This is a genomic window from Shewanella sp. 10N.286.45.A1 (assembly GCF_041470405.1).
Lineage (GTDB): Bacteria > Pseudomonadota > Gammaproteobacteria > Enterobacterales > Shewanellaceae > Shewanella.
Map to the genome: position 1 here is coordinate 1 of NZ_JBFRMK010000050.1, position 25,382 is coordinate 25,382.

At 44.4% G+C, this 25,382-nt stretch carries 19 protein-coding genes; 16 read left to right on the forward strand and 3 right to left on the reverse strand.

Annotated features, from left to right (window positions below):
• From AB4238_RS04685 to tilS, 9 genes are all read left to right on the forward strand, one after another.
• A partial coding sequence (locus AB4238_RS04685; RefSeq protein WP_372031803.1) for a BamA/TamA family outer membrane protein occupies positions 1–810 on the forward strand: 810 nt, incomplete at its 5' end.
• Between the two features lie 59 nt (positions 811–869).
• Entirely contained in the window at positions 870–1,367 is a 498-nt protein-coding gene (locus AB4238_RS04690) for an OmpH family outer membrane protein (RefSeq protein WP_220737437.1), read from the forward strand.
• Positions 1,368–1,371: 4 nt separating this feature from the next.
• Positions 1,372–2,388: a UDP-3-O-(3-hydroxymyristoyl)glucosamine N-acyltransferase gene (lpxD, locus tag AB4238_RS04695; RefSeq protein WP_372031806.1), complete on the forward strand. Its 1,017-nt coding sequence runs from the start codon at positions 1,372–1,374 to the stop codon at positions 2,386–2,388.
• A gap of 38 nt (positions 2,389–2,426) precedes the next feature.
• Entirely contained in the window at positions 2,427–2,888 is a 462-nt protein-coding gene (gene fabZ, locus AB4238_RS04700) for a 3-hydroxyacyl-ACP dehydratase FabZ (RefSeq protein WP_044555987.1), read from the forward strand.
• The gene (gene lpxA, locus AB4238_RS04705) at positions 2,885–3,655 is read left to right on the forward strand and encodes an acyl-ACP--UDP-N-acetylglucosamine O-acyltransferase (protein WP_372031808.1); all 771 of its coding nucleotides are present in this window, start codon (positions 2,885–2,887) and stop codon (positions 3,653–3,655) included. Before fabZ ends, lpxA begins: the two co-directional genes overlap by 4 nt.
• A 68-nt stretch (positions 3,656–3,723) precedes the next feature.
• Positions 3,724–4,875 carry a lipid-A-disaccharide synthase gene (gene lpxB, locus AB4238_RS04710; protein WP_372031810.1) on the forward strand — a complete coding sequence of 384 codons (1,152 nt, stop codon included), beginning with the start codon at positions 3,724–3,726 and terminating at the stop codon, positions 4,873–4,875.
• Positions 4,875–5,483, forward strand: coding sequence for a ribonuclease HII (rnhB, locus tag AB4238_RS04715; protein ID WP_372031813.1), 609 nt, complete (start codon positions 4,875–4,877; stop codon positions 5,481–5,483). Before lpxB ends, rnhB begins: the two co-directional genes overlap by 1 nt.
• Positions 5,484–5,674: 191 nt before the next feature.
• The gene (gene dnaE / locus AB4238_RS04720) at positions 5,675–9,145 is read left to right on the forward strand and encodes a DNA polymerase III subunit alpha (RefSeq protein ID WP_372031816.1); all 3,471 of its coding nucleotides are present in this window, start codon (positions 5,675–5,677) and stop codon (positions 9,143–9,145) included.
• Positions 9,146–9,148: 3 nt separating this feature from the next.
• The gene (gene tilS, locus AB4238_RS04725; RefSeq protein WP_372031818.1) at positions 9,149–10,507 is read left to right on the forward strand and encodes a tRNA lysidine(34) synthetase TilS; all 1,359 of its coding nucleotides are present in this window, start codon (positions 9,149–9,151) and stop codon (positions 10,505–10,507) included.
• A gap of 16 nt (positions 10,508–10,523) precedes the next feature.
• Here the strand turns inward: tilS and AB4238_RS04730 are convergent, their stop codons facing one another.
• Complete coding sequence (locus tag AB4238_RS04730) at positions 10,524–11,414, reverse strand: GGDEF domain-containing protein (protein ID WP_372031820.1); 891 nt, start codon at positions 11,412–11,414, stop codon at positions 10,524–10,526.
• A gap of 364 nt (positions 11,415–11,778) precedes the next feature.
• Here AB4238_RS04730 and AB4238_RS04735 point away from each other — a divergent pair, with 364 nt between their 5' ends.
• Positions 11,779–13,728 (forward strand): monovalent cation:proton antiporter-2 (CPA2) family protein, encoded by a 1,950-nt coding sequence (locus AB4238_RS04735; protein ID WP_372031823.1) that lies wholly within the window; start codon positions 11,779–11,781, stop codon positions 13,726–13,728.
• A 22-nt stretch (positions 13,729–13,750) separates the two neighbouring features.
• The gene (locus AB4238_RS04740; protein ID WP_372031824.1) at positions 13,751–14,464 is read left to right on the forward strand and encodes an SGNH/GDSL hydrolase family protein; all 714 of its coding nucleotides are present in this window, start codon (positions 13,751–13,753) and stop codon (positions 14,462–14,464) included.
• 53 nt (positions 14,465–14,517) lie between these two features.
• Here AB4238_RS04740 and AB4238_RS04745 read toward each other — a convergent pair whose 3' ends face one another.
• Positions 14,518–15,648, reverse strand: a complete 1,131-nt coding sequence (locus AB4238_RS04745) for a patatin-like phospholipase family protein (RefSeq protein ID WP_372031826.1) — start codon at positions 15,646–15,648, stop codon at positions 14,518–14,520.
• A 404-nt stretch (positions 15,649–16,052) separates the two neighbouring features.
• Between AB4238_RS04745 and AB4238_RS04750 the strand changes: the two genes are divergently transcribed.
• A complete protein-coding gene (locus AB4238_RS04750) occupies positions 16,053–16,703 on the forward strand; it encodes a response regulator (protein ID WP_372031829.1) in 651 nt (216 codons plus the stop codon).
• 50 nt (positions 16,704–16,753) lie between these two features.
• Here AB4238_RS04750 and AB4238_RS04755 read toward each other — a convergent pair whose 3' ends face one another.
• Positions 16,754–20,242, reverse strand: coding sequence for a PAS-domain containing protein (locus tag AB4238_RS04755; RefSeq protein WP_372031832.1), 3,489 nt, complete (start codon positions 20,240–20,242; stop codon positions 16,754–16,756).
• A gap of 268 nt (positions 20,243–20,510) precedes the next feature.
• Between AB4238_RS04755 and AB4238_RS04760 the strand changes: the two genes are divergently transcribed.
• The 4 genes from AB4238_RS04760 to AB4238_RS04775 all read left to right on the forward strand — a co-directional run bounded on the left by AB4238_RS04760 (position 20,511) and on the right by AB4238_RS04775 (position 25,357).
• Positions 20,511–21,551, forward strand: coding sequence for a DcaP family trimeric outer membrane transporter (locus AB4238_RS04760; RefSeq protein WP_372031835.1), 1,041 nt, complete (start codon positions 20,511–20,513; stop codon positions 21,549–21,551).
• A 154-nt stretch (positions 21,552–21,705) separates the two neighbouring features.
• Positions 21,706–22,503: an ABC transporter ATP-binding protein gene (locus tag AB4238_RS04765; protein ID WP_220737368.1), complete on the forward strand. Its 798-nt coding sequence runs from the start codon at positions 21,706–21,708 to the stop codon at positions 22,501–22,503.
• Positions 22,503–24,467, forward strand: coding sequence for a long-chain fatty acid--CoA ligase (locus tag AB4238_RS04770; RefSeq protein ID WP_372031838.1), 1,965 nt, complete (start codon positions 22,503–22,505; stop codon positions 24,465–24,467). Before AB4238_RS04765 ends, AB4238_RS04770 begins: the two co-directional genes overlap by 1 nt.
• Positions 24,464–25,357: a branched-chain amino acid ABC transporter permease gene (locus tag AB4238_RS04775; RefSeq protein WP_372031841.1), complete on the forward strand. Its 894-nt coding sequence runs from the start codon at positions 24,464–24,466 to the stop codon at positions 25,355–25,357. Before AB4238_RS04770 ends, AB4238_RS04775 begins: the two co-directional genes overlap by 4 nt.
• Positions 25,358–25,382 lie beyond the last annotated feature (25 nt).

Consider the following 25,382-nt stretch of genomic DNA (forward strand, 5'->3'; position numbering starts at 1 on the left):
GATTCGGATGATCCTAATGCTGGCTTAAGCTTCGATAACTTTGAGTTAAGTCTTGGTTGGTCAAGAAGCAACTTGAACCGCGGTACTTTCCCATCAGACGGTTCGTCACAGCGCTTGAACGGTAAGATGACGGTTCCAGGGTCTGATCTTCAGTACTTTAAAGCAGACTTTGATACCAACTTCTATTTCCCGATTAACCGCAGTCACAGCTTTGTTATGTTAGCGCGTGGCCGTTTAGGTTATGGTAATGGCTACGGTCAGTTTAACGACAATGATCAAATTCTGCCGTTCTGGGAGAACTATTACTCAGGTGGTAGTAGTTCATTACGTGGCTTTAAGTCTAACTCGGTTGGTCCACGTTCATTCTACTTATACCGTGGCAGCGAGCCTTGTTCACCAGATCCATCTGGAACAGGTTGTACACTACCTGGGGATCCGAACCAAATTCAAGTTAGTTCAGGTCGCTCAATTGGTGGTAACGCTATTGCAACCGCGAGTTTAGAGTTAATTGTACCTACGCCGTTCTTAGATGAAGCCTATACCAACTCTGTTCGTACAAGCTTCTTTGTGGATGCGGGTAACGTATGGGATACTGAGTTTGACTATGAGTCGTATCGTTATCTTCCAATAGAAGAGTTTAATAAACTTGAAGATTATAGCGATCCGAGTCGTATTCGTGCCTCTTGGGGTATGAGCGTGCAGTGGTTGTCGCCAATGGGACCTATGGTGTTTAGTCTTGCATGGCCAATCAAGGAATACGAGGATGATGAAACTGAGATCTTCTCGTTTAATATTGGTAAAACTTTCTAAAAATAATTTAAATGTAATCGGCAAGTTTTGCTGAGATAAAGGAGTTTGTTTTGAATAAGATGTTAAATCGCGCAATGATGGTTTTAGTTCTTTTAGGTGCACCATTAGCTGCGCATGCTGAAAAGATTGCAGTTGTAGATATGCAAGCTGTATTTGAACAGCTACCTCAACGCGAACAGGTTAACGAAACTTTAAAAGCTGAGTTTGGTGACCGTGTTGCCGCTGTACAGAAAATGCAAGAAGAGCTACGTGGTTTGCTTGAAAAGCAACAACGTGATGCAGCACTTATGAGTGAGTCTCAAAAGACTGAAATGGTTCGTAAAATGGAATCAATGAAGGCTGAGCTACAACTTAAAGGCAAAGCATTAGACGAAGATATGCGTCGTCGTAACGGTGAAGAGCAAAATAAACTACTTCTTGAAGTACAAAAGACAATTAATACCATTGCAGAAAAAGAGCAGTATGACATGGTGTTACAACGTGGTGCTGTTATCTACGTTAAACCAACTGCTGACATCAGCAACAAGGTTGTTGAAGCTCTAGGTAAAGGCAAGTAAATAGATGACTAGCTATACTTTAAGAGTACTGGCTGACCATCTTAATGCAGATGTTCAAGGTGACGACTCCGTTGAAATATCAACAGTCGGCACTTTGGATGGTGCAGGTAAAGGTCAAATCTCTTTTTTGGCAAACTCAAAATACCGTTCACAGCTTGAAACGACAGCTGCATCGGCGATTTTAATGAGTCCGGCAGACGCAGAAGGGTTTAAAGGCAATGCAATTGTCTTGAAAGACCCCTATGTTGGTTTTGCCCGCATTGCACAATTCCTTGATACCACTCCAAAAGCGGCTGAAAATATTCACCCTTCTGCACAAATAGCAGCGTCTGCTATGCTCGGAGAGGATGTTGCTATTGGTGCGAATGCAGTTATTGGTGAAAATGTTGTTCTTGGTAACAATGTCCAAGTTGGTGCCGGCAGTGTTGTTGGACAAGACAGTGTTATTGGCTCTAACACATTATTATGGGCGAATGTCACTGTCTATCATGACGTACATTTAGGTCAAGATTGTATTATTCATTCGGGTACTATTATCGGCTCAGATGGATTTGGTTATGCCAATGAGCGTGGTCAGTGGATTAAAATTCCACAAACTGGCGGTGTTCGAATTGGAGACCGTGTTGAGATCGGTGCCAATACTACCGTAGATCGCGGTGCGATAGATCATACCGAAATTCATGACGGCGTTATTTTAGATAACCAAGTTCAGATAGCGCATAACGATATTATTGGTGCTAATACCGCGATAGCGGGAAGCACCGTTGTTGCCGGTAGTGTCACTATTGGTAAACACTGTATAATCGGCGGTAATTGCGCAATTTCAGGGCACTTAAGTATTTGCGACGGTGTACATGTTACCGGAAGCACTAATATTACCAGTGTGATCCGAGAGCCTGGTGTATATTCTTCTGCAACGGTTGCGATGGATAACAAACTGTGGCGTAAAAATACTGTTCGCTTTAGACAGCTTGATGGGCTTTTTCAGCGTGTTAAGAAGTTAGAAAACAACACAAAGTAAATGAATAGCTGCCTTGGGCAGGCTAAGGAATAAGTTTCGTGTCAAATCAATTGAATACAATGGATATCAAAGAGATCCTAAAGTTTTTACCTCATAGATACCCATTTTTATTGATTGATAGAGTATTGGACTTCACCCCAGGTGAAACTTTACACGCTATCAAAAATGTCACCATTAATGAGCCATTCTTTCAGGGACATTTCCCGGTTCAACCTGTGATGCCAGGCGTATTGATCTTAGAGGCTATGGCGCAAGCCACTGGTCTTTTAGCATTCAAGACGATGAGTGATGCACCTTCGAATGATGCATTATATTATTTTGCTGGGATCGACAAAGCACGTTTTAAGCGTGTTGTTGAGCCAGGCGATCAGTTGCATTTCGAAGTCAAAATGATTAAAGAGCGCCGCGGAATAGGCGTATTTACTGGTGAAGCCAAAGTGGATGGCGAGGTTGTTTGTTCAGCCGAGATAATGTGTGCACGGAGAGAGATTTCCAAGTGATCGATAAATTAGCTTACATCCATCCAGATGCCAAAATTGGCAATAATGTCACTATAGGTCCATGGACCTATATTGGCGCAAACGTAGAAATTGGTGATGACTGTTGGTTTAGTTCACACGTTGTTGTGAAAGGCCCAACAGTTATTGGCAAAGGTAATAAATTTTATCAATTCGCCTCAGTAGGTGAAGATTGTCAAGATAAGAAGTTTGCGGGTGAAGCAACACGTCTTATTATTGGTGATAATAACGTTATTCGTGAATCGGTAACGATACACCGTGGTACGACTCAAGATAATTGGGAAACTCGTATCGGTTCAAATAACTTATTTATGGCATATGTGCATATTGCCCACGACTGTGTCGTTGGTAATAATGTTATTATGTCTAATAATGCTTCAATTGCTGGGCATGTTCATGTCGGCGATTATGCCATTCTTGGCGGCATGACAGGTGTGCATCAGTTTGTAAAAATCGGTGCTCATGCATTTACGGCTGGCTATTCTTTAATTTTGAACGATGTGCCACCGTTCGTCATGGCTTCGGGTCAACCTGCAGTACCAAGAGGTCTTAATAGTGAAGGTCTCAAACGCAGAGGTTTCAGTAAGGAATCTCAGCTTGCCGTTCGACGAGCTTATAAAACGCTATACCGCAATGGTTTAACCGTTGAAGAAGCGGTTGAGCAGTTAAAAGAAGCGGCAGTCGATGATGAACAAGTTAAATTCTTGGTCGACTTTGTCGCATCTTCAAGTCGAGGCATAGTTCGATAGTGCTAATAAGAACCCGCTATCTAGCGGGTTTTTTCTTTATCAATCATCTTTAAAAATAGACTTTTTTTATGAGCCTACACACTCCTCGTATATTCGCTATGGTCGCCGGAGAAATCTCGGGTGATATTCTTGGTGCTGGTTTGATTAAAGCGCTTAAGCAAAGCTATCCAGATGCACGCTTTGTCGGCATTGGCGGCCCACGCATGGACGCGCTTGACTTTGAATCTCTGTTCTCCTATGAAGAGCTTGCGGTGATGGGAATTGTAGAAGTGCTTTCACGTCTACCTAGATTGCTTAAAGTACGGTCAACGCTGATTAATGAAATTACTCAACTTAAACCTGACTGCTTTATCGGAATTGATGCTCCAGATTTTAATATAGGCCTCGAGTTAAAGCTTAAAGCTCGTGGCATAAAAACGGTTCATTATGTTAGCCCATCGGTATGGGCGTGGCGGCCGAAGCGAATTTTTAAAATTGCTAAAGCAACCAATATGGTGTTGTCGCTGCTGCCATTTGAGAAAGCCTTTTACGATAAGTATCAAGTGCCTTGTACCTTTGTTGGTCACACATTGGCAGATGATATCCCGTTAGAAAGCAGCAAAGTTGAGGCGCGTAAATTACTTGGACTGGATGGCGAAGCTGAGTATTTAGCTATCTTACCCGGGTCTCGAGGCGGGGAGTTAAAAATGCTTGCAGAGCCGTTTGTGAAGGCGGCGAGCTTAATTAAGCAGCGTTATCCCGATATCAAATTTGTCACACCACTGGTGAATGAAAAACGCAGAGCCCAATTCGAACAAGCACTTAGTGAGTATGCTCCAGATTTGGAGATTCACTTGGTCGAAGGCCATTCTCGTGAGGTGATGGCAGCAGCCGATTGTATATTACTCGCATCGGGGACCGCGACGCTAGAAGCAATGCTGGTTAAAAGGCCGATGGTGGTTGCTTATAGGGTAAGCCCAATCACCTATCGTATTGCTAAGGGTATGATGCTTACAAAACGCTATTCGCTCCCCAATTTATTGGCCGACGATGATGTTGTTGTTGAATTGATCCAAGAAAATTGTACCGCACAAAAAATAGCTGCTGCAATCTCTGTGCAGCTTGATAGCGATTTCACCCCACTACATGATCGTTTCATGCAGATGCATAAGGAGATCCGTCGTGATGCTAGTGCACGTGCAGCAGATGCGGTGGTTAAGCTAATAGAGGAACAAAACTAGTGGCCGTTTTTAAAGGTATAACCCCAGAGCAAATTGAATTGATCTGTATTGGACAATACGCTGGAGTTGACGAAGTTGGTCGCGGTCCTTTAGTAGGCAATGTGGTAACCGCTGCGGTTATTTTAGATCCCAATAATCCAATTGTTGGCCTTAACGATTCAAAAAAGTTATCAGAGAAAAAGCGAGAATTGCTTTTTAATCAGATCCAAGAGAAAGCATTAAGTGTCAGCGTTGGCGCTGCTACGCCTATTGAAATTGATGAGCTGAATATATTGCACGCCACTATGCTTGCAATGCAGCGTGCGGTTGCAGGATTATCTATTAAGCCAAGCTCTGTATTGGTCGATGGTAATCGTTGTCCAGATTTTGGTATGCAGAGCCACGCAATAATTAAAGGTGATGGTCTTATCGATGCCATCAGCGCCGCTTCAATTATTGCTAAAGTGATCCGCGACCGTGAAATGGAGCAACTTGCACAGCAATATCCTCAATATGGATTTGAGAAACACAAAGGTTACCCGACTAAGGCTCATTTTGAAGCATTAGCCAATTACGGTGTACTCGCTGAGCATCGCAAGAGTTTTCGTCCAGTACGTGAAGCCATGTAACTTGCAATTATATACTGGCCCATACCCTAGCGAAGTAACCTTTTATATGCTCGGTTAAGGGCCAGCGATTGCTAAAAAGTTATTCATCTAGCGCGTCAATTAGCAGTTTAACTTGTTTGCTGCTATTCCATGTTTTACTCTGTAAGACTGACTATTTGTCTTCATCTACCTAAAAGAAAGATACTCCACATATGTCTGATCCTTTATTTGTGCATTTGCGCGTTCACAGTGACTTTTCAATGTCTGATGGGCTGTCCAAGGTGAAACCTATTCTTGCGAAAGTAAGCGAGCTAGGGATGCCAGCTGTGGCGCTGACGGATCAGACCAATATGTGTGGACTGGTTAAATTTTACGGCGGTTGTCATGGCGCCGGAATAAAGCCCATTATCGGCACTGAGTTTTGGGTACAAGTCCCAGGTGTCGACGAGCTCTGCTCAATTACCGCTATAGCGATGAATAATGAGGGCTATTCAAGCTTAACCTTGCTGATCAGTGATGCCTATCTTCGCGGTCATATTGACGATAGAGCAGTGATTGATCATGAATGGTTAGCTAAGTATAACGATGGTTTGATATTACTCTCTGGCGGACGGCACGGCGATGTGGGCCGAGCGTTACTCAAAGATAATTACGCCCAAGTTGAATCCTTAGTTGAATTTTACCAAACACATTTTCCAGACCGTTATTACCTAGAGTTGTTACGCACTGGCCGTCCAGATGAAGAGCGTTACTTGCATATGGCTGTGGAGTTAGCGCAGGCAAAAGATTTACCTGTAGTTGCTACCAACCAAGTGGTGTTTAATAAACCAGAGCAGTTTGAAGCGCATGAAATTCGGGTGGCGATCTCCGATGGTTTTACGCTAGCCGATCCTCGCCGTCCTAAAAAATACAGTGACCAGCAGTATTTCAAGAGTAGTGAGGAGATGTGCGAGCTATTTGAGGATATTCCTGAAGCGATACAGAACACGGTTGAAATTGCTAAGCGTTGTAATGTCACAGTGCGCTTGAATGAATACTTCCTACCTAACTTCCCAACGGGTGATTTGACCATTGAAGACTTTCTGGTTGATGTTTCTGAAAAAGGCTTAGAAGAGCGACTAGAGTTTTTATTTCCCGACGCAGAGGTTCGAGCGGAGAAACGACCTGAATACGACGAACGCTTGGACATTGAGCTTAAAGTGATTAACGAGATGGGATTTCCTGGTTACTTCCTTATTGTTATGGAGTTCATCCAATGGGGTAAGGATAACGATATTCCTATTGGCCCAGGTCGAGGCTCGGGTGCTGGCTCATTAGTGGCTTACGCCCTTAAAATTACCGATCTCGACCCACTAGAATATGACTTACTGTTCGAGCGATTTCTTAACCCTGAACGTGTTTCTATGCCGGATTTCGATGTCGATTTTTGCATGGACCGCCGAGATGAAGTGATTGACCATGTTGCCGATCTTTATGGTCGTGATGCGGTATCGCAGATTATTACTTTCGGTACCATGGCGGCTAAAGCGGTAATACGAGATGTAGGGCGTGTATTGGGCCACCCTTATGGTTTTGTTGACCGTATCTCCAAAATGGTGCCAGCAGAACCCGGTATGACCTTGGCAAAGGCCTTTGAGGTCGAACCAGCGCTGCAAGAATCCTATGACGGCAGCGAGGAGGTGAAAGACCTCATCGACATGTGCCGCATATTGGAAGGTGTAACGCGTAACGCGGGTAAGCATGCTGGTGGTGTTGTTATCGCGCCGACCAAAATTACTGATTTCTCTCCTATTTACTGTGACTCGGAAGGGCTTAACCCGGTTACTCAGTTTGATAAAAACGATGTAGAAACCGCAGGTTTGGTTAAGTTCGATTTCTTAGGACTAAGAACGCTGACTATTATTGATTGGGCGTTGCAGATGGTGAACGCCGTTAAAGACAAGAATGGTGAAGAGCGTGTGCGAATTGAATCTATTTCGCTGACAGACCCTAAGTGTTTTAAGTTACTTCAGCGCTACGAAACCACGGCGGTATTTCAGCTGGAATCTCGGGGTATGAAGGATTTGATTAAACGCCTTCAGCCTGACTGCTTTGAAGATATGATTGCACTAGTAGCACTGTTTAGACCCGGTCCTTTGCAGTCTGGCATGGTAGATAACTTCATTGAGCGTAAGCATGGTCGCGAAGAAGTTTCTTACCCTGATGCAGAGTACCAGCACGAATCATTAAAAGAATTACTGTCGCCAACCTACGGCATTATTTTGTACCAAGAGCAGGTGATGCAGATTGCCCAGGTATTGGCTGGTTATACCTTGGGCGGCGCGGATATGTTACGTCGTGCTATGGGTAAGAAAAAGCCAGAAGAGATGGCAAAGCAGCGCGGAACGTTTGAAGAGGGCTCAATCAAGAACGGTGTTGATGGCCCACTATCGATGAAGATTTTCGATTTGGTGGAAAAATTTGCGGGTTATGGATTTAACAAGTCTCACTCTGCTGCTTACGCATTGGTATCCTACCAAACACTATGGTTAAAGACCCATTACCCGTCGCAGTTTATGGCTGCGGTGATGTCGGCTGATATGGATAACACCGATAAGATTGTAACCTTAGTTGATGAGTGTGAACGTATGGGTTTGCCGCTTATTCCACCCGATGTCAATAAGGGGTTATTTAGGTTTACTGTTGATGAAGATCTTAATATTGTCTACGGCATCGGTGCGGTTAAAGGGGTAGGTGAAGGTCCTGTGGACTCGATACTACAGGCCAGAAAAGATGGTCCATTTACCGATTTGTTTGATTTTTGTGCTCGAATTGATCTTAAAAAGCTTAATCGCCGCGTGATTGAAAAGTTAATTTGTGCCGGCGCGCTTGATAATCTTGGCCCGCATCGAGCGTCATTGGTGGCAACATTACCAGAAGCTATACGCGCAGCGGATCAGCATGCTAAAGCGGAAGCCTTAGGTCAACACGATATGTTTGGCTTGCTCAATAGCGAGCCAGAAGATGATAAACAACAATTCGTAGAGTGCACGCCTTGGCCTGACAAAGTCTGGCTAGAAGGGGAGCGCGACACGCTTGGTTTATATTTGACTGGGCACCCGATTAATCAGTATCTCAAAGAGCTTAAGCACTACACCTCTGGTCGCCTTAAAGACGTTCATCCAACGGAGCGTGGTAAAACCATGAAAGCGGCTGGGCTCGTGGTAGCAACACGAGTCATGATGACCAAACGTGGTGCTAAAATGGGCTTGGTGACATTGGACGATAAGAGTGCTCGTTTAGAGGTGATGCTATTTACCGAAGCGTTTGAGAAGTTTAATCACTTGCTTGAAAAAGATCGTATTTTGATTATTGAAGGCGAAGTTAGCTTCGATGATTTCTCCGGCGGTAATCGTATGACTGCGCGTAATATTATTGATATGGGCGAAGCGCGCAGCCACTTTGCAAATGCGGTTGAAGTTGACCTGCAGTCAACAGAGGTTGATGGAGATTGGTTAAACCGTTTTCAGGCAGCAGTTGAACCATGGAAAAATGGCGCTGTACCAGTGTTAATCAATTACGCCCAGCCAGAAACTAAAGCGCAGTTTACACTGGGTGATGAATGGCGGGTGAACCCAACCGATGATTTAATGTTGGCGCTTGAGTCGCTAACAGGCTCAAACAAAGTTCGGATAGTCTTTTAAGTTATGGATATTGCACTGCTGATCCAACGTTGTATCGACGAGTTACCATCGATTGAGCTAAGCCAAAAGCCCCGTAAAGTTGTGCTGGCTTATAGTGGTGGCGTCGACTCAGAGATCTTAGCACAAGGTTTGTCGCTGTTTGCCAAGCAACAGCCACAGTTTGAATATCAGTTGCTGCATGTCCATCATGGTTTGAGTGCTAACGCCAATAGTTGGGCGTTACATTGCCAAGAGCAGGCTGCTAAATATCAGTTACCCTGCTCTGTAGCTCATGTCGAAGTGAAACAGGCACCAAGGGTCAGCGTTGAGGCGGCGGCACGTTCGGTGCGTTACCAAGCATTATTAGCCCAGATGGACGCTGCTGATATTTTAATGACAGCACATCATCAAGATGATCAACTTGAAACTATTTTACTAGCTTTAAAGCGCGGACTTGGCCCAAAAGGTCTATCAGCGATGGGTAGAGTACAACCATTCGATAAAGATAAGTGGTTGATACGCCCGCTGCTTGATATGAAAAAAACGGAAGTTGAAGCCTACGCCATGAAACATCACATTACTCATATTCAAGATGAGAGTAATTTTGATGAGAAATATGATAGAAACTTTCTACGTCAATCTATCATCCCTGCTTTAAAACAGCGTTGGAGTGCCATTGCTGCAACTGCGAGTCGCAGTGCTGAGTTATGTGCGATGCAACAAAGTGTTGTCGATGAAGAGATGGCTACGCGGTTGCCCTCAATACAGAGTCGACAAGAAGGTGAGCTGGTCATTGAACTCACTGCATTAGCTGAGCATTCAACTGCTTGGCAAGCGCTACTGCTGCGAGGCCATATGGAACAGTTGGGATTCGCGCCGCCTTCTAAAGTGCAAGTAGAACAAATTCTTAGCCAATTGCTCGATGCTAAAGCTGACGCCAATATTGATATAAAGTTAGCAGACGTTGTCATAAAGCGTTTTAAAGGCGCTGGTTACTTTCTAACGCTGACTAAAGAAGCGCCATTGAGCAACATCAGAGTGTCATCAATCGATGAAATTCTGGTTCAGGGGATTAACTGTGGTACTGGGAAGCGGGTTAACGCGAGTTTAGATCTGGGGACTGGAGTGCGCTTGCCACATGCGAATGAAAAGGTAACTATCGAGTTTGCTTTGCCAGGAAGTACTCGTTGTCAGCCGCATAATCGAAATAAAGGTCGCGAGTTGAAGAAACTATGGCAGGAGTTTGCCGTAGCGCCGTGGGCAAGAGCTAAAGTACCGCTATTGTGCTACAACGGTAAATTGGTGTGCGCCATCGGTTACTGGAATGAAAAAGCCTATCTGTGCTCCGAGAGTGAGCAAGGGCTGTCGTTTACCGCTAATTAATTTCCTATTGAATTAATTAGCAATCTTTTGGCTGATAGATACTGTAGCACTGTCTGCCCATCGCTTTGGCTTGATAAAGAGCACTATCTGATTTTTGGTATAAACTCTGCTCGGAATCATTGTTAGCCCACTGAGCAATACCTAAACTGGTTCGAACCTGATAACTCTCTATATTTGCAAGTTGCTCCAAGGCGCTCAAAATTCTTTCACACAGGATCGCAGCCGCTTGTGCATCACCTTGCACTAAAATCGTGAACTCATCACCGCCAATTCTAAAGGCTTGATCGGTATCTCTAACGACCTGGTTAAGTAGTTTGGCAAAAGAGACCAATGCTTCATCGCCTAACTGATGCCCAAAGCGATCGTTAAGTTGCTTAAAGTTATCGAGATCTAAGGTGACTAATGAAAAAGTGCTGTGGTTTCGCTCTGCGCGAGCGATCTCTTTTTTTATCTGTTCAAGATAATAGTGGCGATTTCCTAGCTGAGTCAGCGCGTCAAACATTGCTTGTTTGGATATCTCTTGAAACTGAATCGCGTTGAACAAGGGTTGTAATACCAGTTCTTGTAGTTGATTCAAACGCTGAGCTTGCGACGGCACTAAAGGCGCTTTTAGGTTATAGTTAACCGTAACCATAGTGTCAGCCAGCGTTAGATGCTGCTCAATCGAGTAACCGCCTTGGCGTCCCCATTGAAAGTGATATTGCTTATAACTGAGTTGCACCCCATGGAGCGGCAAATATTGCCCCATGATTTTTCCGAAGCAGGCAAACACTGTCCGCGGATCTAAGTGTTGGTGTAGTTGTTGGATGATGGTGACAAGGTTAAGATCTACCGGGTAGGCCGACTCTAGATCAGCTTCTATGCGATACTCGTTAGGAAAAAGCTCGGTCGCTAGGCCAAATTCCATGTACTCAACTCCAAATAAATTAGCGCTATAACTACCCCTGAATTAAGCACTAATCGTGCCAATAACATGTTTTTTGCTTATTACTGTTAATTATCATATGTTTACTTGTTTGGTTTAGACGTTAAAAATTGAGGCGGCAGGATTTTGACAAACCGCTAAGTGGCGTGATTTCGACGATATAGAGTAATGCAAAAACGTCATATCAAATTCAGCAATTTTGGTGTTGAAATCACCAATTAGTGTTTCACTTTTAAATGCTTAATCGTTTCTTTGGCTTGTAGTACAAGTAATATTCTTTATGATAAATAGATGTATTAAACCTACGCTTTAACATTCATATCGTCCCTAGGAGTAAATAGAGCACATGGAACACAGCTTTTTAATCCAAATACTGCTTATGCTAGTGGTTGCCATTGTCTCTATTGCCATTTTAAGGCGGGCTGGACTGCCAGCCATTTTGGCGTATTTAATGACGGGGATCATTAGTGGTCCAAGTGGTTTCCATTGGTTTACCCAGCATCAAATGCAGTCGGTTGCAGAGCTTGGGGTGGTGCTGCTGATGTTTAGCCTTGGGCTTGAGTTTTCTCTGCCGAGGCTTTGGGCGATGCGTAGAACCGTATTTGGTTTAGGCAGTGCTCAGGTGCTGGTGACTGCTGCGCTGAGCATGGTCATCGCTCTGTTATGTAATTTGACTGTGACCGAATCAATTGTTGTAGGCTCGGCCATTGCGCTATCTTCGACAGCAATTGTGCTTAAACTGCTTAATGAACAAGGCTGGTTGCGACGCCGCCATGGTGAGCTGTCAGTCAGTGTGCTGTTGTTTCAAGATATTGCCGTTGTTCCCCTATTAATCCTACTGCCGCTGCTCGCAAGCGATGGTGCACCTCTATTATTAAGTGATGTAGCCTATGCGTTATTAAAAGGCATATTGGCTTTCATTGCGCTAATGGCTTTTGGCAAATGGGCGTTGCCAAGACTATTCGATGAAGTGGCGCGTTCTCGTTCAAATGAGTTATTTGTATTGTCGACTTTGGTTGTAGCGTTAGTCACTGGTGCTATTACCCAGTGGCTAGGCTTATCGATGGCGTTAGGTGCATTTATGGCGGGGATGCTCTTGGGTGAAAGCCAATACCGCCGGCAATTAGAAGCCGATATTCGCCCTTTTAGAGACTTACTGATGGGCTTGTTTTTTATCTCCATCGGTATGTTGCTCGATTTTCAACTCGTCGCGCAGTATTGGTGGCAGATCATCATACTGTTAATTGCGGTAATCTTCGGTAAAGCGTTAGTCATTTTTTCGTTACTTAAACTTGCTAAAGAGTCATTTAGGGTCTCTGTGTCAACAGCCTTAAGCTTGGCGCAGGTCGGTGAATTTAGCTTTGTTGTGCTAGCGCTTGCAGTTAACTATCAATTATTGGATGTGAAAACCAGTACCACATTAGTTATGGTTGCGGTGTTATCAATGGCACTTGCTCCTTGGCTTGTTCGCCATAGTGTAGACATAGCACGAATGCTGCAGGGGTTAAAACCTAAGCCTGAAAAAAGTGAACCGATTGCTGTTGGTGCTGATGTTGCCGATGATATGGTGCTTATTCTTGGCTATGGCCGCGTTGGGCAAACGATAGCAAGGTTTATGAAAACCGAGGCGATACCCTATCTTGTACTCGATTTAGATCCCAAACGTGTCTCTGAGGCCAGAACGGCGGGAGAGCCGGTATACTTTGGTGACGTGTGCAAACGCAGTATTCTCAAACAAGCGCACGTGCGCCATGCCAAATTGATCGTTATTACCTTTAGTAGTGAACGAATATTGGAGGAGGTGCTGCCTCTATGCCGTCAGTTGGCGCCAGAGGCTAAAATTTTGGTACGTACTCGCGATGACTCGGGCATGGAGGAGTTAGAGGAGGCTGGGGCTAGCCAAGTTATTCCAGAAACCCTAGAGGGCAGCTTAATGCTGGTTTCTCAAGTGCTCTATCAATGTGGCGTGCCGCTCGCAAGGATCCTAAAACGTTTGGAATCAGAGCGACGCAACCATTATCAATATTTACATGGTTTTTTCTCTGGGGCTGAAACAGATTTTACCCTTGAATTGCTTCATGCCGTGTCATTACCGAAAGGGGCCAATGCCGTAGGACTGACATTGGCAGATATCCCCTGGGAAAAGCTTCGAGTTGAACTGCGTGCAGTTCGCCGGGCGGGCGCTGAAGTTGATAATCCTGAACTGGACTGGCAGATTAAACCGGGTGATATTCTAATATTGCTTGGAAAGCCTCGACGAATAGAAAAGGCGGAAACCTTTTTACTACAAGGTTAACAGAGATAATAAGGACGTTATTTTGCACAAGATAATTTTTATACTGCTACTGCCATTGATGTTTATTCAAGGTCGACGAGTAAAGAAGAATACGCCGAAGTTACCTGAAGCCGCCGGTGAACGCAGCGGTTGTTTGGGAGAAGGACCCGCTGTCTCCTTGTTAGTTTTAGGTGATTCGGCTGCCGCTGGCGTGGGCGTTGCGCAGCAGAAGGATGCTTTGAGCGGCACTATCAGTGCTGGTCTTGCTGCTCATTTTGAGGTGTCGTGGCAGCTTATTGCTAAATCTGGTGCTAATACTGCTCAGACGCTAAAAATGCTCAATAAGAGATATAATGAGCAAGCATTTGAGTTCGATATCGTGGTGGTGTCACTTGGGGTTAACGATGTACTCAGTCCATTATCGGCGCGGGAGTGGTTGCAACAACAGCTAGAACTCATAGCGTTTCTTACCCAAAGCGTTAACTGCCGTAAACTGATATTAACTCAAGTCCCACCTATGGGAAGCTTTCCTGCTTTGCCGCAACCTTTACGTTGGTTTCTTGGTAAGCGTAGTGATGAGTTTAATGGCTTGTTGAGACAACTTTCTAAGTCTGAACCTTTTATCTTGTTAGATTTTGGCACAAAGCCAGAACCTGCGCAGATGGCCAGTGATGGTTTCCATCCTGGCGAACTCATCTATCAACATTGGGGGGACAGTATTGTTGAGGCCATTGGTGACACTGTTGTGCCGAAATAGCCCGCTAATACCATTTGGTTCTTAAATGAGGGAGTTATTTATTCTCTTAATGATCAATGAGACTGAATATTGAAAAAGGACTTAATCTCATCAATTTGGCACATGGCATCTTGGTAACCTAGCTCTATTAACGCACTGCAATATCCTTGCTCGAATAATAGGTATGAGCCAACACTCGAGTCTGAATGTTCATTGATCCCCAGTGCTTTCATCATCATTCTGATCGCAAATGGCATATCTTGAAAGTAACGTGATGCAATAACACTTAAATCTTCACTTGGTTTAATGACTAAGGTCTCAATCTGTTTCAAAGCCAGCTTTTGTCGGCTCTCTTCAGGAATGAGTGATAAAGTACTGTTAATCCGCTCAAGTCGTTCTAGATCGCTGTTTAAGGTGTCTGAAAATATCGTGTCGAGCAGGTGACCAGCAATGGTTGCAGTTTTAGGATGATGATCAAGTTCCTTTGGTTGAGCCTTATGGGGACTTTCCAAATTGATCACCATGATCTTATCTGCACCAAGGTGAATCGGGCTGCTCAATGGCGCAAGCTGATGTACCGAACCATCGCCATAATATTCTTGTTTAAGACGCACAGACGGGAAAATCAACGGAATGGCAGAGCTTGCTAATAGGTGATCGGTGTTTAAGCGAGTGCGCTGACCGCTTCGACGTGCACGTTGCCAGTCCTCTATAAGTGGATTACCTTGAAAGAAAGTGACTGAGCGAGAGTTGTTATAACAAGAGGTATCTAGGCTTACAGCATCTAGCGCACCACTACTAATATTTCGCCCTATGCGCTCAAAACTAATTAAGTCGTTCAGTAGCCCTCGTAAAGGCTCACTATTAAATAAACTGCCGGCACTGTGAGAGGCACCATCGCTTTGCACTCCTTTTAATGCCATTTTACTTAGGTGCTTAACCACGCCGCCAATAGAAGCTTGATAGACTTTTTTAGCGTGAATATGGCGCCAAACCCATTCCAATTTTCGCACGCCTAAATGAAAGCAAGAGGCGTGAGTTGCAATTGAGGTTGCGTTAATTGCGCCGGCGGAAGTACCGCAAACAATCTTGAAAGGGATCCCTTGGTTACGGGGATAAAACTGTACAATCGCTTTAAGAACGCCTATTTGGTATGCCGCTCTTGCGCCACCGCCACCCAATACTAATGCAATTTTATCTGGCAAATTGGCGTTCCTTATCATTTGAAAAGTAAAACTAATTTAAAAATACTGCTTAATTCAGAATATGTGAGAGTTGCTTTATGTACAAGCCTTAAACCAAATTTAGTGATGAGTTTAGTTGGCTGTTATTTTATGGCGCTGATTTGAATTTTGCGGAGTTTGCGCTGTGATACGACACCGTTTAGTTAGGGGAAAGTTCCATCTAACACAAAAACCTTACAGAAAACCTAGTTAATAAGTCTATGTTTCAGCGAGTGGCTAACGTGCTTTTTGCGCAATGGATAAGACTATCTGTTTGTAATTAAAGTGTTAAATTTCGAGCTTGGCGAACAGGTGCATAATTGTGGCTGGTTGATAATAAAAGGCAATGGAGTAGACTGAAAAAATGTACATATGAGGGATCGAACATGTTACAGCCACTAAAAATAATAATAGCTGATGACCATCCATTATTTAGACAAGCATTGGTCAATATCCTAACCACTCATTTTGAAAATGTGAGTTTGTTTGAAGCGGAATCAGTTGCCGAACTCGATGAAGTATTAAAGCTGCATGATGCAGACTTATTGCTGCTGGATCTCAATATTCCCAAAGCTCATGGCTTTAATACCTTAGTGAGTATTCGTAATTGTCATGCGCAAATGGGGGTTGTTGTTATCTCGGGGCAGGAAGATAAAGTCACCGTCAGTAAGAGTATGTCGTTTGGTGCGGCAGGATTTATTCCTAAATCGACAGCCGTTGAGGTGATGGTTAGTGCGATTAAGTCGGTATTAGCAGGTCAGCAGTGGGTACCTGCAGGTTGCAGCAATTTTGAAGCGATAGAAGCCGATAGTATGACGAGTAAAATTGTTAGCCTTTCGCCTAGGCAGCACAGCATCTTGATGATGTTTGCTGATGCTTTGCTCAATAAGCAAATCGCTTACGAATTAGGCCTTTCTGAAGCAACGATTAAGGCCCACGCGAGTGCCATCTTTTTAAAACTTGGGGTGCACACCCGCACCCAAGCTGTGATTGCCATGAACGAACTGCAGCTTGAAAAAACACCTCTTATTGCTTGATTTTAGCCGCTAGCTACAGTGTTAACCTTTAGCTGGGTTAACACTGCAGTTTACAACTCCTCATCCACGGTATAATTCGATGTCTTGCTTGTTGCGTAGTTGCTATGGAGGTTTTTGGCCAGCGTTGCGCTCATAACAGCTCTCAATGCGATAGGTTTAATAATCTTACGTAGATAGCCATAGCCTAGCTCTTTTGCTCTATTTACTACAGTTTCATCAATGGTTGCGGTTATCAATATTGCTGGTAGTGTTAAGTCGGTTTGCTGCTGAAGCTCCTGCATCAAATTAAGCCCATTGTGGTCATCTTCAAGCTGATAATCCATCAACACGATATCAATCTTGTGTGCATGTTTGGCAAATTCCTGTTTTGCTTGTTGAGCTGATGATGCTTGATAAACGCGGCAGTTCCAACTTTGCAGAAGCTGCACCATGCCTGCGAGTACGTTCGGATCATTATCGACGCATAAAACATGCACTCCGCTCAGGGTCAGAATGTCTACTGGCGCTTTAGGTACAAGTTGTTGAGGCTTAACAGTGGCGAGACGCAAGCTGAATATACTGCCGCGATCCTCCTTTGATGATAACGTCAGTTGATGGTTAAGCAGTGAGGCAAGACCTTGAGAAATGTTCAGCCCTAAGCCTAGACCATTAACACCGTCATGGCCCGAATGCTGTAGCCTGGTAAACTGCTCAAATATAACCTTTTGTTTCTCTTTGGGGATCCCCGGTCCATCATCAACCACCTGAATAGAGATATCATCTCCATGACGGCGATAACCAAGTAGAATTTTGCCTTTGCCTGCGTATCTAAAGGCATTGCTGATCAGGTTTTGCAAGATCCGTCGCAATAGTACTTTGTCACTTCTAACCCAAAGCTGAGTGTTAATAAATTTGAATTTTACACTGGACGTTGCAGCTATGGCGCCAAATTCGTCAACGAGTGAGTCAATGACTTCTTGCAGGGCAAACTCGGTGATCTCCGGGATGATGGTGCCACTTTCAATGCGCGAAATTTCGTTCAAGTCGAGCAGCAGTTCATTGGCAACTTGTAATGAGTTATCGATATAACCTATCTGCTGTTGTTGCTTACGACTGAGTTGGCTATCTTGTAAAAATGCAGATGAAAACAGTCTTGCGGCAGAGAGTGGTTGTAATAAATCATGACTACAAGCTTTTAGGTATTGGCTCTTTTTCTGGTGAGCTTGTTCGACTTTTTGCAGCGCTACCGCCAGCTCTTGATTGGTATGCTCTAGGCTCAAGTTTGCCTGCTCTAGCTTTTTGGTCCGTTCATATACTCTGGCTTCCAGATCTAGATTCTGTTCTTTAAGTAGCTTTTCTGCTTCACGGTACATACTGATATCAGAAAATATCATCACAAAGCCGCCATCAGGAATCGGGTTACCTTCAATTCTTATTGTCTTTCCGTCGGGCTGAACACGTTCTGTACTATGGCGACTACCCTGGCGCAGGTAAGCTAAACGTCGTTCAACTTGTTGGGCCAAATCATGCTGTAAAGGGTAGGCATGACTTAAGTTGAACTTGATTAGTTGTTTAACTGGAGAACCAATATAAACAAGGTCGTCAGGGTAGCTAAATAGGTTTAAATAGTGCTGGTTCCAAGCAACCAAATTCAGATCTTTGTCGATGACAGAGATCCCTTCACTGGCATTTTCAATGGCACTGTGCAGCACACTACGGCTAAATTCAGTGCGGTGGCTAGAGGCTTCTTCAACTAGTTGTGCCACATCTTCAATCGCAATATCACGGCCATTAAGGGCGCAAGATATCACTAAGCGAGCGGAGGCTGACCCCATCACGCTGGCCAACATATTCTCGGTATGAAAAGTCAGTACTTGGTTATATGCAGCTTTGTCGGATATTGGTTGTTGTGCTGAGAAAAACGCATGAAATCCTTGAGCGGCTTTTTCTTTGCCGATAAAGCGAGCAACCAGTAACTCCAGCTCGGTAGGGTTAATATATTTAGGCAGGGCCGGTTGCAATTTCGCAAGGTCAGGGCGTTCGATAAAATGCGCTATTTGCATCTGTTCGTGCACGCTTTGGCGGGTAAATGATGAAACTATCCATATCATGGTGATATTGGCAAACAAACCAACCAGAGTCGCCATAGTTGTCATCGAGTACTCACTTCCCGCAAAAGGGTGAGAATAGAGACCTAACTGCGGGAATAAGTTAAGTGTCAGCCACAGTGTAAAACCACTGCTTATGCCTGCAAGCACACCTATGAGGGTGACTCGCCGCCACAAAAAGGCAGCGAACAGTGCTGGGCCTATCTGAGCTATTGCACCAAATGCCACTTCCCCTAATGAGGCTAGCGTGTCGGGTGGAGCGAGTAGAAACATACCGTAACTCAAGAAAATAACGAACAGGATTAGCCCTTTACGGATATTTAATAGGTGAGAGCGAAACTTATGAAAATCAGTACTCTGAATATTGGTCACTTTAAATAGAGTAGGAAATACCACTTCATTACTTAACATTGTGCTTAATGCAATGGTTGAAATGATAACCATAGAGCTTGCCGCTGATATTGCACCTAGAAAGCTAAACAAACCGAGCCAAGCGTCGCCGCTAAAAGCGGGCAGAAACAGCACATAGGCATCACTTTGTAGTGAGTCGCCATAGAGTATGTTGCCAGCTTGCCCCAAAGGCATGGCGAAAAAAGCAAATACTAAGATGTAAAGCGGGAAGGTCCAGCGGCTCCACAGGGCATGTTTTTGTTCTTTTAGCTCAACAATCAATACTTGAAATTGACGTGGCAAACACAAAAATGCCGACATAACAATAAACAGTAAACCAAACATCGACACCATATTTGGATAAGTAAATTCAGTCGAAACTGGCAGCGTTTCATTAGCTTGGCGCCAAATATCCATGGGAGAGTCAAATAGAAAAAAAGACACAAAAATACCAATAGTCAGATAGGCGATGAGCTTGACGAAAGATTCAAAGGCGATGGCTAGCATCATGCCTGGGTGACGCTCAGTGACATCAATGGCTCTCACGCCAAATATGATGGTAAAACCGGCCAATATAAGACTCACAACTAAGCCTAGCTGCCAAGAGGAGAGCAAGTGATCTTGTCTTAAAATTTCATAGGAGTTAACAATGGCTTTTAGCTGCAGCGCGATGTACGGCAAGGTGCCAAATAGGGCAACAAAGGTGACCACAGTTGCCAACAGCTGCGACTTACCAAATCTTGCCGCAAGTAGATCGGCAATCGAGGTAATATTAAGCTTGAGGCAGACGCGGATAATGCGCTGAATAAATGGCCAAGCAAATATAAAAAGTAGAATCGGAGCAATATAAACAGGTAGATAGGAGAACGAGTTACTGGCTGCTTGTCCGGCGGTGCCGAGGAACCCCCAAGAGGTGCAATAAACGCCGAGAGATAACGAATAGATAATTGTATGTTGCTGTTTAAAAAGCTTTTCTCTATATCTATCGCCAAGAAAAGCCATCAGGAATAGCAAACCAATATAGCTAATACTGATAGTCACCAATAGCCAATTAGGAAACATGCTGTCGTTACACCTTTTTATTGGGAGACCTTCGACTAATAACCGAGAACTCCCTTAATTGTTATAGAAATTAACATATCACATTTTTTAGTTGTTAAGAGCACTGAAAGCTATCGACTTAAGTATTAATCCATTTTGATTAATCACATGTGTTTAATTCGTTGGTATTGCACCTAACGTATTAATACTGCTGCACTAATACCATTACACAATTGAGCAAACACTTTTAATTATTCATCTTGAGTGCAGACATTAAAGGGGATAAAAGATGCTCATTTCTAAAATAAAAAAAATCACATTAGCAGGTTCGTTGTGTTTGCTAGCTAGTTCAGCCGCTGCCGGTTATGACTTTGAAGTTGGCGAAGATGGCAAGCTAACATTTGGTGGCTACATTAAAGTTGATGCGCGTTATGTCAGTGGTGATGTTGGTTACCGTGACTTTTGGATTGGTACAGGTACGCCGCTTGAGGCAAGTGCTTCTCAATTTAGAATCTTCGCTAACGAAACACGCTTTAACACCAAATATGTCCACGGCGATGTGATGGGCTTTATTGAAATGGACTTTCTTGGAGGTGGTGGTAATCAAGTTGTTTCCAACTCCGCTAACCCAAGAATACGTCATGCATTTATCAAATATGAAGGGTTAACCGCAGGTCAAACCTGGACCACCTTTATGAATACGAGCGCGATTCCTGAGACGGCAGATTTTGCTGGCGCAACGGTGGGTTTGGCCTTTATTCGTCAAGGTCAAATTCGTTACGACATCGGCGGTTTTCAATTCTCAATAGAAAACCCTGAAAGTGTTGGTGGCGATACCGCAAACGATGACCTTCCCGATGTTGTTGCCCGCTATAACTTTAAAGGAGATTGGGGCGATATTTCAATATCTGCACTTGGTCGCAGCCTAAATACTGATCTAGGCAATAGTGAAACGGCATTTGGTGGTTCTATTGCTGGACGCATTAAAACTTTCGGTAAAGATGATCTGCGCTTTCAATTCCACCAAGGCGAAGTGGGTCGTTATGTCGGTATCGGTGTCGCGCGAGATCTAGTTGGTGAGGAAGTTGAAAGCACCACATCTTATCTCGCCGCTTACCGTCATTTTTGGACCGACACATTAAGAAGTACCGCGCTATATGGTCGAGTTGAAACTGACATCGGTAATGCAGAGCGCAGCCAATGGAGCCTTAACCTTTTCCAGAACCTCACTCCGCATTTAGCGATAGGTTTTGAAGTGGGTAATTTTGAAATTGGCGATCAAGATGTCGACTCCGATTACGCACAACTCTCTTTCCGTTACGCACTTTAGTCATTAATGACAGCAGGTTTCCCCCTGCTGTCATTTTGATGTGAATGAGTATTTTTGTATTCAGTTTTGATTCCCATGGCAGTCGTCCGACATAAGTACTTAGCGGCAAAAAGTGCGACAAGCAGAACGATGTTGAGTGTAAAGGAGTATGGGTGTGGCAGATAAAATCTTAAAAGTTGAACAGATTTCCTTAGCATTTGGTGGCGTAAAAGCGCTAACAGATGTCAGTTTTGAAGTTGAAAAAGGCTCGGTATTTTCAATTATTGGGCCTAACGGTGCTGGCAAAACGTCAATGCTTAACTGTATCTCAGGTCGCTATCGTCCCTATGAAGGCTCGATTCATTTTGATGACCAAGAAGTCACGCACATGCGACCAAATGATCGTGCAGATTTAGGCATTGGTCGAACATTCCAAAACCTGGCGCTATTCGGTCATATGTCTGTTCTCGACAATATCATGGTTGGGCGTCATCACCAGATGAAAAATAACTGGTTAACCGGACCGCTTTACTGGGCTTCTCCTGCGCAAAAAGAGGAGCTTAAACATAGGCGCCAAGTTGAAGAGATAATCGATTTTCTCGATATCTCCCATGTACGAAAGTCGATTGCAGGCACCTTGTCCTACGGCTTGCGTAAACGGGTCGAACTGGCTCGTGCCATCGCATTAAATCCCAAACTAATCCTACTTGATGAACCCATGGCGGGCATGAACCTAGAAGAGAAGGAAGATATGGCGCGCTATATCTTAGATCTCAACGAAGAGTTCGGCATTACTGTGGTGATGATTGAGCACGATATGGGAGTGGTAATGGATATTTCTCATGAAGTGATGGTGCTTGATTTCGGCAAGAAATTAGTTAGCGGTTTACCGGACGAAGTTATGGCAAACGAACATGTTAGGCAAGCTTACTTAGGCCTAGATGATAATGAGCAGCTGCAGGAGGTGGGTTAATGAAAACTGCAAATGAAGGTGCTGCAGAACGTTTTGATATGGGTGATATGGATACCTTTCCCAAAATATTGCGCCACAACGCGCTCCTATGGAGTGATGATATTGCCATGCGTGAAAAAGAGTTTGGCATTTGGAGCGAGTTTAGCTGGCTTGATTACCATAACCGCGTTAAATGGCTGTCATTAACCCTGCGCGATTTGGGCATTGAAGCCGAAACAACCATTGCATTATTAGGCGATAACCGACCAGAGTGGGTTTGGGGCGAAGTTGCAGCGCATGCCTTATGTTGTTTCTCTTTAGGGATCTATCAAGACTCGCTGCATGAAGAGGTGGCATACCTGCTTAACCGCAGCAATGCGCAGGTGGTGATTGCTGAGGATGAGGAGCAGTGTGACAAGTTACTTGAGCTTGGTGATCAAATCCCATCTGTAAAATACATTGTCTATTGCGATCCTAGAGGGATGCGTAAGTACGACGACCCGCGATTGATAAACATCGAAGACATATACAAGAGTGGTCAGCAGCTTGATAAGCAACATCCACGTGCTTATGACGAGTTAGTCGATGCGGGCAAAGCTGACAATATTGCTATCTACTGCACCACATCTGGCACGACCTCAAAACCCAAAATTGTTCTGTTACAAGGCAGTAAGTTCATTGACCACTGCTGCTCATACTTGCGTGCCGATCCAAGAATGCCTGGCGACAACTATGTATCGGTATTGCCTCTGCCTTGGATCATGGAGCAGGTCTACGCCGTCGGCCAAGCACTGATTGCCAGACAGATAGTTAATTTTGTAGAAGAGCAAGAAACCATGATGGCTGATCTTCGTGAAATAGGCCCAAGCTTTGTGTTACTCGCCCCGAGAGTGTGGGAGGGGATTTTAGCCGACGTGCAGGCGCGGATGATGGACTCGACGCCACTGAAGAAAAAGCTGTTTGAGTTCGCGATGAAACGTGCAGAAACAGCACTTGCTCAGGATAAGCGTTCGACGTTGGCGGATATCCTGTTAATGAAAGCGCTGCGCGACAGGCTGGGGTTTTCATTTCTAAAGTCTGCGGCAACTGGCGGCGCGGCGATGGGGCCCGACACATTCAAGTTCTTCCAGAGTATAGGGGTGCCACTGCGCCAACTTTACGGTCAAACCGAGATGTGTGGTGCTTACACCATTCACCATCAAGATGATGTTGACTATGACAGTGTGGGTGTTGCTTTTGATACTGCCGAGCTGCAGGTGATTAATACCGACAGTGAAGGCGTCGGTGAAGTCATCGCTAAAACCGTGGGTATGTTCAATGGTTACCTTGGCGACCAAGCTGCTTTTGATGAAGACGTTAAAGAGGGCTGGATGCATACCGGTGATGCGGGCTACTTCAAGCCATCGGGACATTTGGTGGTCATCGACCGTATTAAAGATCTGGCCAAAACCAGCCATGGGATCCAATACTCGCCGCAATATATTGAAAATAAACTTAAGTTCTCATCATTCATCGGCGAAGCGGTGATTTTAGGCAAAGACAAGCCGTTTCTATCAGCCATTCTTTGTATTCGTTTCAGTATTGTCTCTAAGTGGGCGGAACAACAAGGGCTGGCGTTTACTAACTACACCAATCTATCAACGTTACCAGAGGTTTATCAGCAACTGACTAAAGAGGTAGAGATAGTTAATCAATCGCTACCGGATGCGCAGAAGATCAATAAATTTATCCTGCTATACAAAGAGCTCGATGCTGACGATGGCGAGCTGACTCGTACCCGTAAAGTTCGCCGAGGTGTTATTGCTGAGAAATACGCTGACATTATCGAGTCACTCTATAGCGATAAACCCCATGTTGATATCGATACCGTGATTACCTTCCAAGATGGCAGTAAATCGCGCATTCAAACTCAACTTAAGGTGGCAACTGTTATTGAATCACCAGCGGCTGCGCAAGGCAGTGTATCTCAAAGGAGAGCATCATGAATTTTGAACTGTTACTGCAACTCATCATTAACGGGCTGATTGTCGGGCTGCTTTATGGTGTGGTAGGGATGTGCTTTGTTTTAGTTTATAAATCGACCCAGATTGTAAACTTTGCCCAGGGTGAATTTCTGCTGGTGGGAGCCTGGGTTTGCTGGGCGCTACTTGTCTATTTACAACTGCCGTTTTTCTTAGGCTTTTTACTTACACTCTGCTTTATGGCTGTGTTTGGTGTGTTTCTACAGATGATAGTGCTTAGGCCAATGATTGGTGAGCCAATTATCTCAGTGATCATGGTGACGATTGGCCTATCTATCTTCTTCCAGTCTTTGACTAAGTGGATCTTCGGTGTATCGCCACAGAGCTACCCAAAAGTTTTCGATACCCAATCAATCTCAATCTTTGGGCTTAACATCGAGTTGGCGTACTTAATGAGTACCGTGATTGCGCTCATTATTATGGTCAGTTTTTTCTTGTTCTTTAAATACTCCAAACATGGCTTGGCAATGCGAGCAACCGCATTTGACCAGCAAGTAGCACAAAGTTTGGGGATATCAGTGAAACAAGTTTTCGCCATGAGTTGGGGAATTGCAGCGACTGTGTCTGCAACCGCAGGTGTAGTGATCGGCATGGTGAATGGTGTCTCAGACTCTCTCTCCTCTATCGGCATCAAGGTCTTTCCTGCGGTTATTCTTGGCGGTCTTGACTCTATTGTTGGCGCGATAGTGGGTGGGATCACCATTGGCATTTTAGAAAACGTCGCTGAATTCTTTGATAGTCAGTACCTGCATATCGGCAACATGTACGACATCGCGCCGTTTTACGTGCTGTTGATCATCCTATGGTTTAAGCCCTACGGCCTGTTTGGTACTCGTGACATCGAGCGTATTTAAGCGCCTGTCCTACGTTAGTTATTAT